At 46.7% G+C, this 13409-nt stretch carries 15 protein-coding genes and 3 pseudogenes; 12 read left to right on the top strand and 6 right to left on the bottom strand.

Annotation, left to right across the window (positions count from 1 at the left end; all coding sequences use genetic code 11):
• The 6 genes from DW965_RS13630 to DW965_RS13605 form a co-directional block, all read right to left on the bottom strand.
• On the bottom strand, positions 1–1155 hold the full coding sequence (locus DW965_RS13630; protein WP_055266585.1) for a 1-deoxy-D-xylulose-5-phosphate reductoisomerase: 1155 nt from the start codon (positions 1153–1155) through the stop codon (positions 1–3).
• 50 nt (positions 1156–1205) lie between these two features.
• Positions 1206–1997, bottom strand: a complete 792-nt coding sequence (locus tag DW965_RS13625; RefSeq protein ID WP_022461500.1) for a phosphatidate cytidylyltransferase — start codon at positions 1995–1997, stop codon at positions 1206–1208.
• 5 nt (positions 1998–2002) lie between these two features.
• Positions 2003–2740: a polyprenyl diphosphate synthase gene (gene uppS / locus DW965_RS13620; protein ID WP_022461499.1), complete on the bottom strand. Its 738-nt coding sequence runs from the start codon at positions 2738–2740 to the stop codon at positions 2003–2005.
• 67 nt (positions 2741–2807) lie between these two features.
• Positions 2808–3326, bottom strand: a complete 519-nt coding sequence (frr, locus tag DW965_RS13615) for a ribosome recycling factor (protein WP_373141022.1) — start codon at positions 3324–3326, stop codon at positions 2808–2810.
• A 210-nt stretch (positions 3327–3536) separates the two neighbouring features.
• Positions 3537–4235 (bottom strand): UMP kinase, encoded by a 699-nt coding sequence (gene pyrH, locus DW965_RS13610; RefSeq protein WP_022461497.1) that lies wholly within the window; start codon positions 4233–4235, stop codon positions 3537–3539.
• Between the two features lie 58 nt (positions 4236–4293).
• Positions 4294–4530: a helix-turn-helix domain-containing protein gene (locus tag DW965_RS13605; RefSeq protein WP_117760370.1), complete on the bottom strand. Its 237-nt coding sequence runs from the start codon at positions 4528–4530 to the stop codon at positions 4294–4296.
• Positions 4531–4905: 375 nt separating this feature from the next.
• Here DW965_RS13605 and DW965_RS13600 point away from each other — a divergent pair, with 375 nt between their 5' ends.
• From DW965_RS13600 to DW965_RS13545, 12 genes and pseudogenes are all read left to right on the top strand, one after another.
• On the top strand, positions 4906–5268 hold the full coding sequence (locus DW965_RS13600) for a hypothetical protein (protein WP_117524153.1): 363 nt from the start codon (positions 4906–4908) through the stop codon (positions 5266–5268).
• A gap of 210 nt (positions 5269–5478) precedes the next feature.
• A complete protein-coding gene (locus DW965_RS13595; protein WP_117524151.1) occupies positions 5479–6462 on the top strand; it encodes a DUF6017 domain-containing protein in 984 nt (327 codons plus the stop codon).
• A gap of 23 nt (positions 6463–6485) precedes the next feature.
• Entirely contained in the window at positions 6486–6704 is a 219-nt protein-coding gene (locus DW965_RS13590; protein ID WP_005422968.1) for a DUF5348 domain-containing protein, read from the top strand.
• Positions 6705–6801: 97 nt separating this feature from the next.
• Positions 6802–7278 carry a PcfB family protein gene (locus DW965_RS13585; protein WP_005928540.1) on the top strand — a complete coding sequence of 159 codons (477 nt, stop codon included), beginning with the start codon at positions 6802–6804 and terminating at the stop codon, positions 7276–7278.
• Positions 7275–8648, top strand: a pseudogene (locus tag DW965_RS13580) (VirD4-like conjugal transfer protein, CD1115 family); the annotation flags it as partial. The gene DW965_RS13585 and the pseudogene DW965_RS13580, both read left to right, overlap by 4 nt.
• A gap of 582 nt (positions 8649–9230) precedes the next feature.
• Positions 9231–11050 (top strand): annotated as a pseudogene (locus tag DW965_RS13575) (reverse transcriptase domain-containing protein).
• 107 nt (positions 11051–11157) lie between these two features.
• A pseudogene (locus DW965_RS13570) lies at positions 11158–11571 on the top strand (TraM recognition domain-containing protein); the annotation flags it as partial.
• Positions 11564–11776, top strand: coding sequence for a condensin complex subunit 2 (locus DW965_RS13565; protein WP_117524149.1), 213 nt, complete (start codon positions 11564–11566; stop codon positions 11774–11776). The pseudogene DW965_RS13570 and the gene DW965_RS13565, both read left to right, overlap by 8 nt.
• Before the next feature lie 209 nt (positions 11777–11985).
• A complete protein-coding gene (locus DW965_RS13560) occupies positions 11986–12144 on the top strand; it encodes a Maff2 family mobile element protein (RefSeq protein ID WP_116705496.1) in 159 nt (52 codons plus the stop codon).
• A 155-nt stretch (positions 12145–12299) separates the two neighbouring features.
• Positions 12300–12572, top strand: coding sequence for a helix-turn-helix domain-containing protein (locus DW965_RS13555; protein ID WP_002593556.1), 273 nt, complete (start codon positions 12300–12302; stop codon positions 12570–12572).
• The gene (locus DW965_RS13550; protein WP_003533403.1) at positions 12532–12909 is read left to right on the top strand and encodes a TnpV protein; all 378 of its coding nucleotides are present in this window, start codon (positions 12532–12534) and stop codon (positions 12907–12909) included. Before DW965_RS13555 ends, DW965_RS13550 begins: the two co-directional genes overlap by 41 nt.
• A gap of 70 nt (positions 12910–12979) precedes the next feature.
• Positions 12980–13372, top strand: a complete 393-nt coding sequence (locus tag DW965_RS13545; RefSeq protein WP_000393259.1) for a GNAT family N-acetyltransferase — start codon at positions 12980–12982, stop codon at positions 13370–13372.
• Positions 13373–13409: the final 37 nt, after the last annotated feature.

Raw genomic sequence — 13409 nt, 5'->3', positions numbered from 1 at the left:
TTATTCTCCCATCTTATATCTGTTCGCAATCCATTCATACGTCTCCTGCTCCGCCGCGAGAATCTGCTCCAGCGTCGGATCGGCAATCGTTTTGTGTGCTTCCATTGCACCGGCGATCACGTCGTAAATCTCGAGGAAACGGATCTTCTTCGCGAGGAACAGTGCAACGGCGCGTTCATTTGCCGCATTGAAGACCGTCGGCATGGAGCCGCCCGTCCGGGACGCCTGCATTGCCATCGGAAGGCCGAGGAAGGTATCCATATCCGGTTTTTCAAACGTGATCTGTGTCAGCGCCGCAAAGTCGAGGCGGTCGCCTGCAAGGAAGCGGCGCTCCGGGTAATACAGTGCGTACTGGATCGGCAGTTTCATATCCGGTGTGCCAAGCTGTGCCATGACAGCGCCGTCTTTAAATTCTACCATGGAATGGATAATGCTCTTTGGCTGTACCACAACCTGGATGTGGTCGAGATCAACACCGAACAGCCATTTTGCTTCCATGACTTCCAGTCCTTTGTTAACGAGTGTCGCGGAATCAATCGTGATCTTGTGCCCCATCGACCAGTTCGGATGACGGAGCGCCTGCTCTACCGTTACGTTTTCGAGCTCCGCTCTTGTTTTTCCGCGGAACGGACCGCCGGATGCAGTAATCAGAAGTTTTTCAATTTCTTTTCTGTTTTCCCCGTGCAGACACTGAAAAATCGCCGAGTGCTCACTGTCCACCGGAAGGATCTGCACACCGCATTCCTCTGCCAGCGGCATAATAATGTGTCCCGCCGTTACCAGTGTCTCTTTGTTTGCCAGTGCAATGTCTTTTCCTGCCTTCATCGCCGCAACCGTCGGGCGGATGCCGATCATGCCGACGATCGCTGTCACAAGGATTTCGCTCTCCGGCATCGTGGCAAGCTCGATCATGCCGTCCATGCCGCTGCCGATTTTTACAGGAAGATCCTTCACTCTGTCACGGAGTTCTGCCGCTTTCGCCTCATCGCCGACTGCCGCAAACTTCGGATGAAATTCCCGGATCTGCTGCTCGAGCAGTGTAATATTACTTCCGGCGCTGATGCCGACCACCTCAAGATCGCCGTTGGCACGCACGACATCGAGGGTCTGGGTTCCGATCGAACCGGTTGAACCAAGAATTGCTATTTTCTTCATATTCCAGTTTCTCCCATCTGCTTCCCGTTTATGCTGTAGGGGAAGCTTTTTTAATGAATCAGAAGCACCGACAGGAAATAGATGATCGGTGCGGTAAAGATCACGCTGTCGAAGCGGTCAAGAATACCGCCGTGGCCCGGAATCAGCTTTCCGTAATCCTTGATGCCCTGATTTCGTTTGATTGCGGATGCCGCAAGGTCTCCGACCATGGAGATCAGCGCGCCGACACCGCAGATGATGGCGTATTCCACCATGCCGCCCTTTGTCGCAGCCGCATAGATGATGCCGAGCAGAATCGCTCCGACGACACCGCCGACAGCTCCTTCTACGGATTTTTTCGGGCTTAAAACCGGCGCCATTTTATGTTTTCCAAAGAGTACGCCGACACAGTATGCACACGTATCGCAGCCCCAGGAGCACAGGAAAATCAGCCATACATGGAATTTTCCGCCGTCCAGCATACGGGTCTGATATACATAGGAAAGCATTACGCCGACATAGACAATCGCAAAGAACGCCGGCATCACCTGATTGGCGTTGTATTTCGGATAAGTAAATACGTATACTGCCATCAGAAGCACGAGATCCAGGATCAGCGCGAGCATCTGGTACATCGGGTCATGAAGCAGCAGGGACAGATAGAAAATCACAACGCCCGCATAGCCCGTAATTTCCAACAGATTCCATTTATCTTCTCTTACCTTCATCACGCGGAACAGCTCTCCTGCACCGATCAGCGACAGGCACAGAACCGTCATATAGAGCACAGTTCCGCCGCTGCAGATCGTAAGCAGCGCCACAAGGACGAGCACGATGCCGCTTAACAGTCTTGTCTTAAACATCTTTTTTATTCCTCCTTCACGCCGCCGTAACGCCGGTCTCTGTTATTATATTGTTCGATGGCTTTTCTCAATTCCTCTTCGTGGAAATCCGGCCACGGAACCTCGGTAAAGTAAAATTCCGTGTAGGCCAGCTGCCACATCAGGTAGTTGGAAAGGCGCTGCTCGCCGCTTGTACGGATCAGAAGATCTGGATCCGGGATTCCGGCGGTGTCGAGGTAGCTCTCAAAACACTGCTCCGTCAGTTTTCCGTTCTCATCAAACGCATTCTCTGCGAGAGTTCCGTTTTTCACATCCTCGATCATGCGGGTCATGCCGCGCAGAATCTCATCGCGGGAACCGTAGTTCATTGCGATCTGGAAGTACATGTGATCGTAATCTTTGGAGCACTCCTCCAGTTCATGAATGCTGTCCTGAATATCCTGCGGGAATGCGCTCGGATCTCCGATGATTTTGACGCGCATCTGATTTTTATGTGCTTTTTTGATGCATCGTTTCAGATACTGGCGGAACAGCTTTAAGAGGCCCTCCACCTCGGCGCGGGAGCGTTTCCAGTTCTCGGTTGAGAACGCATAGACGGTCAGATATTTGACACCCATGTCTTTAATCACGTCACACATTTTTTCCAGATTGTCGCATCCGACGATATGGCCGTAGCCGCGCGGCATATTGCGTTTTTTCGCCCATCTGCCGTTTCCGTCCAGGATGATGGCGATGTGATTCGGCACTTTTAATTCATTATCCATACTTTTTTCCTCCGTAAACGATAACAGGCTGCCTGCAAATGACAGGCAGCCCCTCGTTTTCTTTGTATTACACGGTCATAATTTCTTTGGATTTTACGTCCACCATCTGATCTACTTCTTTGATATATTTGTCTGTTAATTTCTGGGTCTGCTCCTCGAGCTCTTTGATTTCGTCCTCGGAAACGTCCTCTTTGGCAAGTTTCTTGAACGCATCATTGGCATCGCGGCGGATGTTGCGGATGGCTACCTTTGCGCCCTCTGCTTTTTTCTTTACCTCTTTTACCAGCTCTTTACGACGGTCCTCGGTAAGCTCCGGGAATACCAGACGGATGACTCTTCCGTCATCGGACGGGTTGATGCCAAGGTCAGACATCATGATCGCTTTCTCGATCTCTTTTACCAGGGATGCTTCCCACGGCTGGATCTGGATCATACGTGCTTCCGGAACAGAGATGTTTGCCACCTGCTGCAGCGGAGTCGGTGTTCCATAGTAATCTACAGTAATGCGGTCCAGTACGTGCGGGTTTGCACGGCCTGCGCGGATGGTTCCGAATTCGGAATCGAGGCTTGCAATGGATTTGCCCATTTTTACCTCAAACGGTTTTACTCTCTCGTCGATCTGATTTGCCATATTAAATTTGTCCTCCTGCTATCTCTTATACGGTCACAGTTCTGCGAACTGTGACATTCGCAGCTCTCATTTAAAGTTTTGCTTCGCAAAAGGAGAGCTGCTCACACCTGAATCATTTTCTTACGCAGTAAAACAGCAAGTGTTTTACTGCTGAATTTTTATTAATTATACCGTTACTCTTGTGCCGTTAATTTTTCCGTTTGCAGCATTTACAATGCTGTTCTCTTCATTTAAACCAAATACCAGCATCGGCATTTTGTTTTCCTTGCAAAGGATGGATGCGGTCATATCTACCACTTTCAGATCCTTTTCAATGACTTCCTGAATGGAAATCTCGTCAAATTTCTTTGCATCCGGGTTTGTTTTCGGATCGCTGTCGTAGACACCGTCTACTGCTTTTGCAAGCAGAATCTCGTCTGCCTCGATCTCAATCGCGCGAAGTACGGTTGCCGTATCGGTTGAGAAATATGGATGGCCTGTACCGCCGGCAAAGAATACAACCATGTTGTGCTGGAAATATTTGTTTGCACGGTCTTTGGAAAATCCTTTTGTGAACTCTCCGCATGGGAATGGAGTCAGAACTGCGGTCATCATTCCCTGGGAACGGAAGATTTCTGATACATAGATACAGTTCATAACGGTTGCCAGCATACCGATCTGGTCTGCTTTGGTACGGTCGATATTTTCGGAACTGCGTCCTCTCCAGAAGTTTCCTCCTCCGATTACGATGCCGACTTCAATCCCCTGGTCTACCAGAGTTTTTACCTGTTTTGCCACTTTTGTGACGGTCGGCTCGTCAAAACCGGTGTGTTTCTCTCCTGCAAGAGCTTCTCCGCTCAATTTCAGTAATACTCGTCGTTTCATCTTGCATCCTCGTTCCTTTATGATATTTTTTCACAAATGTCTTGCATTTATGAAATGATTATACCATCTGTTCCCAAAAACGACAAGGGCAAAATTCGTTTGTGTTCCGCAGATTGTCTGCCGCTGCGAGAATCCGTCTCCACTGCAGATATTCCATCGGCGTCCGGTGCAGATACGCTTTGAAAATCCGCTGACATTCCCGTGGAGAGAGGTGAACGCTTGCGGCGATTTCTTTTAAAGTGAGCGGCTCCGTCAGATGGCTTTCCACCCAGGACATCATCTCTTTGATGTGCATTTATACTCTTCGCCCTGTTTCTCGTCCCGTCGATCGGATACCGCGCCGTCTGCTTCTGCGAACCGACGACCTGGATCATCTGCTGTGTGGTAATCTGTATTTTTACATTCACCATTCGAAAAGAATCCCGCGATACGGCGGCATAAAAACCATAAAAAAATCTCTGTCGGAAGTTCAGACTCCTGACAGAGATTTTTTATTGATTTGATAGACGGAAATCTTCTTATAAGCCCGCGCAAGTGTTTATAAAACCTTGCGAAAATGGCTTAAAATCAAGGTTTTCCGCGTATCGTCATTTATCTTGCCGTATCTCCGTATAAGATGATTTTGTAAGACCGGGCACCATTTTGGCACCACAGATTATAGGAGGACGACATGAAAAACGTACTTTTAGACAAGGGTATTATACTCCCGTCCGGCGAAATCAGCAAGGATAAGGTAAACCTTGTCGCCGGGGCAATCACGCAGTCATTCGCAGAAATGGTATGGGTAACGACAGGCGGCGACATGGAAACCGTAAACCGCTTGACCGACGTACTTGTTACCATGAACACCCCCGCCGACCGGGGGAAGCTGTTCAAAATCATAAAAATGCTCTATGGGCTTATGGGCTTGCCCTTTTCCGAAGAAGCCGAGCCTATGGACGCAGACCCCGCCGTTTTGGAATACTTCATTTTTTCCTTTACGGCAGACTTTGGCGAAGTCATACAAGACCTCATAGCCGAAGAAGCAGAATAACGCACCGCACAGGCGGCGTTTCTCACTTCCCACAAGGAAGAACAGGAACGCCGCTTTTTTCATGCCCTTTGTTACGCAGTAGGCAGGAAAAAGCCCTTGATTTATGCGGCTTTGCGGGCGCGGTTTTCAGCGGATAAGGGATTGATACCTAAACCCTCAAAATCGCGTTTCTATTGCGTAACAGGTATGCAGCAAAGGAGTGATGAAGCTATGGCAGTTTTCAGAGTGGAGCGCAACAAGGGCTATACGGTTATGAGCAACCACCACTTACGCAATAAGGAGCTATCCCTAAAGGCAAAAGGGCTGTTATCGCAAATGCTGTCCTTGCCGGAGGATTGGGACTATACCCTTGCGGGGCTGTCCTTTATCAACCGGGAGAAAATCGACGCTATCCGGGAAGCCGTTAAGGAACTGGAACGCGCCGGGTATATCGTCCGTTCAAGGGAGCGCGACGAGAAAGGACGCTTGCGCGGCACAGACTATGTAATCTTTGAGCAGCCGCAGACCCCGCCTGTATCGGATTTACCTACATTGGAAAATCCAACATTGGATAATCCAACGTTGGAAAAACCTACGCAGGAAAAACCTACGTTGGAAAATCCAACGCAATTAAATAAAGATATACAAAGAACTAACTTACCAAAAAAAGAAAAATCAAATACGGATTTATCAAGTACCCATTCCATTCCTATCCATTCCCTAAATCCCTTGCCTTATGGCGAGGACGAAACGGCACAGCCGCCGGAACGGAAAAGAACGGAAAGGAACGACGCTTACAGAGTGTATGAGGAAATTATCAAAGACAATATCGCCTATGACATTCTCTTACAGGACAGAAGCCTTGACCGCGACCGTCTGAATGAAATTGTTGACCTCATGCTTGAAACCGTCTGTACGGCAAGAAAGAAAATCCGTATTGCCGGGGACGATTACCCCGCCGAGCTTGTGAAGTCAAAGTTTATGAAGCTGAACAGCGAACATATCCGCTTTGTGCTTGACTGTATGCAGGAGAACACCACGAAAATCCGCAACATCAAGCAGTACCTAAAGGCGGTGCTTTTCAATGCCCCGTCTACCATTGACAGCTACTATACTTCCCTTGTCGCTCACGACATGGCAAGCGGCGCATTATCCGGCAAGCCTAAATACGGCGACCCGGACTACTACACCTACAACGAGGGCGAAAGCCTGTAAACGAAAAAAGGAGGATTTACCACATGGCACAGAAAACAGGAGCTTTAATTTTTGACGAAACCGCTGACCGCTACGATATTCGCTTTGATATTGCCGACTATTACGGCGGCTTGCATTGCGGCGAGTGCATGGACGTATTCACAGGCGGCAAATGGAAGCCGACCCGGATTGAGTACGGGGACAACTGGTATCTTGTAGGTATCCGCGCCGAGGACTTGAACGGGCTGCGGGTGCGGATTTAACGGGGCGGCGTGAAGAACGGACGCCCTTTTTTCACGCCCAAAAGCGGCGTACCACCTTAACACTATCACTACTACCGGGAAAGGAGGACGGTAAACATTGCAAGATGAAATCAACGAAAAAGTGGTTGCGCTCTCTGTCAAGGGAGCGAAGCTGACCGCTGAAACGCTGCAAAAGGCAATCAAAGCCATGCTTGCACAGGCAAAAAAGCAGCAGGAAAAACAGCCCCACGGGAAGCAGACCCTAAAGCAGCTTGCGAAGCAGAACGCGGGGCTATCCAACATTGAGATAACCGAGGGCAATATCAAAGCCTTTGAGCAGACGGCAAAAAAATACGGTATCGACTTTGCCCTAAAGAAAGACAGCACCGAAACGCCGCCCCGTTATCTCGTCTTTTTCAAGGGGCGGGACGCGGACGCTCTGACCGCAGCCTTTAAGGAGTTTTCCGCAAAGAAGCTGACACAGGAGCAAAAGCCCTCTATCCGAAAGGCACTTGCCACATTCCGGGAAGCAGCAAAGCAGCTTAACGCGAACCGTCAAAAGACAAAATACAAGGACAGGGAGGTATCGCTATGAAGCCGAATATCAAGAAGCTGCTTATCCTAAACGCCCCCTATCTGCTCTTTGTGTATCTCTTTGATAAAGTCGGACAGGCGGTGCGGCTCTCGCCGGGGGCTGACCTCTCCGGCAAGCTGGTTTCCATTGGCAGCGGCTTTTCCGCTGCCTTTTCAAATGCCCTGCCGAGTTTTAACCCTATGGATTTGCTTATCGGCATTGTCGGGGCTGTCGTTATCCGGCTTGCGGTCTATGTGAAAGGCAAGAACGCAAAGAAATACCGTAAGGGCATGGAGTACGGCTCTGCACGTTGGGGCAATGCCGAGGATATAAAGCCATATATCGACCCCATGTTTGAAAATAACGTGCTGCTGACGCAGACCGAAAGGCTGATGATGAGCAGCCGCCCGAAGCACCCGAAGTATGCAAGAAACAAAAACGTGCTTGTCATCGGCGGCTCCGGCAGCGGCAAAACAAGGTTTTTTGTAAAGCCCAACTTAATGCAAATGCACAGCAGCTATGTTGTCACAGACCCGAAAGGAACGGTTTTAATCGAGTGTGGAAAGCTCTTGCAGCGGGGCGGGTACAAAATCAAGGTGCTAAACACCATCAATTTCAAGAAATCCATGCGGTACAATCCCTTCGCCTATCTGCGCAGCGAAAAGGATATTTTGAAACTGGTAAATACCATTATCGCCAACACCAAAGGCGACGGGGAAAAATCCGGCGAGGATTTTTGGGTGAAATCGGAACGGCTTTTTTACTGCGCCCTTATCGGCTACATCTGGTACGAAGCCCCGGAGAATGAGAAAAACTTTACGACGCTGCTTGAAATGATAAATGCGTCGGAAGCCCGCGAGGACGACCCGGAATTTCAATCCCCCGTTGACCTCATGTTTGAACGCTTGGAGGAAAAAGACCCGGAACATTTTGCGGTGCGCCAGTACAAGAAGTTTTTGCTGTCTGCCGGAAAAACAAGAAGCTCTATCCTCATTTCCTGCGGTGCGCGTCTTGCCCCCTTTGACATTCGGGAACTGCGCGAGCTGATGGAAACCGACGAAATGGAGCTTGACACCTTAGGCGACCGAAAGACCGCGCTTTTTGTTATTATCTCCGACACCGACGACACCTTTAACTTTGTTGTATCAATCCTTTACACACAGCTTTTCAATCTGCTTTGTGACAAGGCAGATGATGTGTACGGCGGGCGGCTACCTGTTCATGTGCGCTGTCTGCTTGACGAGTTTGCAAATATCGGGCAGATACCGAAGTTTGAAAAACTCATTGCCACGATAAGGAGCCGCGAAATCTCCGCGTCCATCATCTTGCAGAGCCAGTCGCAGCTAAAGGCTATCTACAAGGACAACGCCGATACCATTGTCGGCAACTGCGTGCGCCCGGAAGTCGCCAGCGCAATATAAATTGGCGACGTGGTACTTACAGGATACCGCCTTTAGCAAGCGGTAGGTAAAAGTATCAGGTGATGAAAAATCACAACCTATTATTCTACAACTTATCCGAGAGGGGAAACCCGAAGGGGAGTGTAGCATGTTGTTGTTCCAGTTGGAACGTAAATAGGAAAGGCGCTAATCCTATGCGTCAGAATATTTAAGAATAAAAATCAGTGTATGAGGTACAAAGCTAAACTGCCTAAACGATAGCCAGAGCGGGGGAACCCGTGCCCCGCATACGAAAAGGATTGAAACGTATGCTTTTCATGTTGGTTTCATTTCGCAGTTATGAAAGCAAGCGATACTCATGAAAGAGCAACCGCAAGACAGCGGATAAATGGCGAAAGTCGGTGCCGACAACACTGAATGCTAATCCTGTATTTACTAACTGGGGATGACCTAAACCTGGTAACAGGCATGGTCACACAGCTCCCATAGTAGTCCGAGACGTTAATGACGTTCACATGGCGAAGGGGAGCAGCTTATCAGAAAATACTAAAATGAAGGAAGGTGCGAGAGGCATTGAGAAATCCAACTGAGGTATTGAAAAATTTGATGGAAAAGTCAAAGAATGAAACTTACAGATTTCAGAGATTATACAGAAATCTGTACAATCCGGAGTTTTATTGGCTTGCGTATAAAAATATCTACGCAAATGATGGCAGTATGACTGCCGGAGCTGATGGAACAACGATTGATGGCATGGGTAACGAGAGAATTGAGAGGATTATTTTATCCTTAAAAGACCGAAGTTACCAACCTAAGCCTGCAAGAAGAGAATATATTGCAAAGAAAAACAGCAGTAAAAAACGTCCTCTGGGTATTCAGTCAGGGGATGATAAACTCGTGCAGGAAGTCGTTAAGATGATTTTGGAGAGTATTTATGAGCCTGTGTTCAGTAATAAATCACATGGGTTCAGACCAAACAGAAGCTGTCAGACAGCACTGAAACAGATACAGAACACCTTTACTGGTGCGAACTGGTTTGTGGAAGGAGATATACACGCTTGTTTTGACAGTTTCGACCACCATGTAGTTATCGACCTCTTGAAAAAGAGGATTGATGACGAAGCGTTTATCCAGCTTATATGGAAATTCCTAAAAGCAGGATATATGGAACAATGGACATTCAACAGAACCTATAGCGGAGTGCCGCAGGGGTCGGGAGTCAGTCCAGTGCTGGCAAATATTTACCTTCATGAATTGGACAAATTTATGGAAAATTATGCAGAAAACTTCAATACAGAAGCCAAGAAGAAACATTTTTCTACTGCATATAAGTCCAGTGTCGGTAAGGCATACAGATATAGGAAAAAGGGCAGAGAGATATGGGATAGTCTGTCTGATGAAGAAAAGAAAATCAGATGCAAAAATCTTAAGGAACTGGAAATGATTGAAAAATCTACAACACCTTACGTCTATAACGACAGTAATTATAAAAGGGTGCAGTATACGAGATATGCGGATGATTTTATCATCGGGGTTATTGGTAGCAAAGCAGACGCAGAAGCTATCAAGAAAGACGTGAAAATATTCCTGCAAAAAGCATTGAAATTAGAAATGTCAGACACTAAGACAAAGGTTACGCACACTGGAGACAGAGCAAGATTTCTAGGTTACGACATTACGGTATCAAGAGTGCAGACGCTACAGAAGGCTTCTAACGGAAGGGTTCAGAGATGTCAGACAGGAGTTGTTAAACTGTATGTTCCACGCCAAAAATGGTAGGTAAGTTAATTGAATACAAAGCAATGAAAATCAAAATCAACGAAAACGGAAAAGAGAGATTTGTAGCCCTTCATAGGGGAAAACTGGTAAACCAGAGCGATATTGAAATTCTCGCAAGATACAATGCAGAAGTCCGTGGATTATATAATTATTACTCCATAGCGAATGACTCCTTTAAAATAGGGAGATTTGCCAATGTAATGAAATACAGCATGTATAAAACATTTGCGTGCAAGTATAAGACGAATGTTCATGAGATTAAGCGGAGATATTGCAGAAACGAATTATTTACAGTTGCGTATGAAACAAGGCAGGGAATGAAAACAACAACATTCTACAGGGATGGTTATAAACGGAAGGAATGTGCTACAAAGTTTGATAATGTAAGCGAGCTTCCGCAGTTTTCAAAATATGCCAAGACTAACACTCTCAAACAGAGAGTGGAACGTCATACTTGTGAATTATGCCAAAAAGACTGTAGAAATCTGGTAATACACCAAGTTAAGAAACTCAAAGATTTAAAGGGAAATACAGAGTGGGTACTACTCATGCGAAAAAGGAGACGGAAAACACTCGTGGTATGCCCCGAATGCCATAATTTAATTCATTCGTAACACCGCAAATGATAAGCGGAAAGCCGTATACATCGAGAGGTGTACGTGCGGTTTGGGAGGGAGTGGATGCAAGTCCTTTTCGAAGGATGAGCTGAAGCTTACCTCATGATACGACCCTGTTCTTGGGCGGCAAGGAGAAAACGACCCTTAAAGAAATGTCGGAAATCTTGGGGAAAGAAACCATTGACAGCTTCAACACTTCCGAAACAAGAGGACGGGAGCTTTCCCACGGGCTGAACTATCAGAAGTTAGGCAAGCAGCTTATGAGCGAAGATGAAATTGCGGTCATGGACGGCGGGAAATGTATCTTGCAACTACGCGGGGTGCGTCCGTTCTTCTCCGAAAAATACGATATTACCAAACACCCGAAGTACAAGTACCTTTCCGACTTTGACAAGAAAAATGCCTTTGACATGGAAAAGCACTTGCGCCGCCGTCCTGCAATCGTAAAGCCGGACGAGGTATTTGACTATTACGAAGTTGACGAAGCAGATTTGCAGGAGGACACAGAAAATGAATAAGCGTATCAGAAAGAAAAAGGCAAAACAGCAGCTAATCCGGGCTATCAGCGGGCTTGTGGAAGCTGCCGAGGAAATGCAGCGGGAACAGGAACGCAGGACAAGACAGGCAGGTATTTCCTATATCAAGTATATCGAAGCTGTCCGGGAACGGCAGTACGGCATTAAGCCTGTCTACACACCGCTTTTTGAAAAGGAGGGAGCTTAAAGTAAAAATAATAAACACGGGCTACATGGTACGCGCCCCTACTCCTTGCGCGTATCGCGGCAGGAAGCCGCACCCTACAACTGAATACCGCCGCGCAGCAGCAACAAACGCAGCGCGGGGACTTATGACCGCGGCAGTTATCGAAAACTGACCGCCGTTTTTTATGCCCTTTTTCGGGCAGCCGCACAGCGGCAGAAAGGAGTTATATTATGGCATTTTTCAACAGCGCAGTAGGCGTTTTGCAGACACTCGTTATCGCTCTCGGAGCAGGTCTTGGCATTTGGGGCGTTATCAACCTCTTGGAGGGCTACGGAAACGACAATCCGGGCGCGAAAAGCCAGGGCATGAAACAGTTTATGGCTAATTAAAGGGAACAAAAAGAAAGGAAAAGCACAATCCAGACGGTATCAGCGGCAGGATACAAAAATAAATTGTGATTACACAAGATTGGTGTTATAATAAGAGAAAAGTTCCTGCCGGGGCAGCCGCCCCGGTGGTATGGATAAAAAGGCAGGAAAACAATATGCACATCAGCTATAAACCACTCTGGCATACACTGTTAGAGCGTGATATGAGAAAAGAAGATTTAAGGCTTGCCGCCGGTATGACAACGAATATGATTGCCAACATGAGCAAAGAGGGAAAGCACATCAGCATGGATACATTGGCCCGTATCTGCGAAACGCTGAATTGTGAGATTACCGATGTGATTGAGTTAGTACCAGACGAGCCTGCTTCCACAGGAGGTAAGGAACATGAGCGAATTGAAACCAAGAATAACGGAAAACGGAATTGATTATATCCTTGTCGGAGATTACTATATCCCAGATTTGAAGCTGCCGGAGGAACACCGCCCTATCGGAAAGTACGGACGGATGCACCGGGAATATTTAAGAGAAGCCCACCCAGCCAGATTGAACACATTGACACTGACCGGGGAGTTATGGACATATCTTGCAGACCTGAACGAACAGGCACAGGAACGGTTAGACACCATCATGGAGCAGATGAAGGCTGCCGATGGTGTGACCGAGGAATTGAAGCGTACCCATCAAATGGAATGGGTGCAGCGTTGCAATAACATTCACAACCGGGCAGAAGAAATTATTTTGCAAGAGATGATTTATTCATAACGGTATGGTAGAATGATTATGACAAATCGAAAGTTGACAAGGAGTTTTGATAGCGTGAAAAAAAAAGTTTATGGAAGAAGTTTTAATTGATGATAATATGGTTTTTGATATTGATAATTTAAAAGGATTTCTTAATGATACCAGTTCATTTGGGTTTATAGCTAAAGAAAATAATAAAATTATAGGATTTGCATATTGCTATACACTTTTAAGACCTGATGGAAAAACAATGTTTTATTTACACTCAATAGGAATGTTACCTAACTATCAAGACAAAGGTTATGGTTCAAAATTATTATCTTTTATTAAGGAATATTCTAAAGAGATTGGTTGTTCTGAAATGTTTTTAATAACTGATAAAGGTAATCCTAGAGCTTGCCATGTATATGAAAAATTAGGTGGTAAAAATGATTATAAAGATGAAATAGTATATGTATATGATTATGAAAAAGGTGATAAATAAATGAATATAGAAAAAGGTGATAAATAAATGAATATAG

The organism is Blautia sp. AM47-4 (assembly GCF_003479865.1).
Lineage (GTDB): Bacteria > Bacillota > Clostridia > Lachnospirales > Lachnospiraceae > Fusicatenibacter > Fusicatenibacter saccharivorans.
This window is presented reverse-complemented; position numbering and strand designations above follow the sequence as displayed.

Excerpts from the sequence above, each read along its gene's own strand:
- DW965_RS13550 (WP_003533403.1), top strand. The coding sequence starts at position 12,532 with ATGAGCGAATTGAAACCAAGAATAACGGAAAACGGAATTGATTATATC.
- DW965_RS13600 (WP_117524153.1), top strand. The coding sequence starts at position 4,906 with ATGAAAAACGTACTTTTAGACAAGGGTATTATACTCCCGTCCGGCGAA.
- DW965_RS13630 (WP_055266585.1), bottom strand. The coding sequence starts at position 1,155 with ATGAAGAAAATAGCAATTCTTGGTTCAACCGGTTCGATCGGAACCCAG.
- DW965_RS13605 (WP_117760370.1), bottom strand. The coding sequence starts at position 4,530 with ATGCACATCAAAGAGATGATGTCCTGGGTGGAAAGCCATCTGACGGAG.
- DW965_RS13625 (WP_022461500.1), bottom strand. The coding sequence starts at position 1,997 with ATGTTTAAGACAAGACTGTTAAGCGGCATCGTGCTCGTCCTTGTGGCG.
- DW965_RS13560 (WP_116705496.1), top strand. The coding sequence starts at position 11,986 with ATGGCATTTTTCAACAGCGCAGTAGGCGTTTTGCAGACACTCGTTATC.
- DW965_RS13545 (WP_000393259.1), top strand. The coding sequence starts at position 12,980 with ATGGAAGAAGTTTTAATTGATGATAATATGGTTTTTGATATTGATAAT.
- uppS (WP_022461499.1), bottom strand. The coding sequence starts at position 2,740 with ATGGATAATGAATTAAAAGTGCCGAATCACATCGCCATCATCCTGGAC.
- DW965_RS13555 (WP_002593556.1), top strand. The coding sequence starts at position 12,300 with ATGCACATCAGCTATAAACCACTCTGGCATACACTGTTAGAGCGTGAT.
- pyrH (WP_022461497.1), bottom strand. The coding sequence starts at position 4,235 with ATGAAACGACGAGTATTACTGAAATTGAGCGGAGAAGCTCTTGCAGGA.
- DW965_RS13590 (WP_005422968.1), top strand. The coding sequence starts at position 6,486 with ATGGCACAGAAAACAGGAGCTTTAATTTTTGACGAAACCGCTGACCGC.
- DW965_RS13565 (WP_117524149.1), top strand. The coding sequence starts at position 11,564 with ATGAATAAGCGTATCAGAAAGAAAAAGGCAAAACAGCAGCTAATCCGG.
- frr (WP_373141022.1), bottom strand. The coding sequence starts at position 3,326 with ATGGGCAAATCCATTGCAAGCCTCGATTCCGAATTCGGAACCATCCGC.
- DW965_RS13595 (WP_117524151.1), top strand. The coding sequence starts at position 5,479 with ATGGCAGTTTTCAGAGTGGAGCGCAACAAGGGCTATACGGTTATGAGC.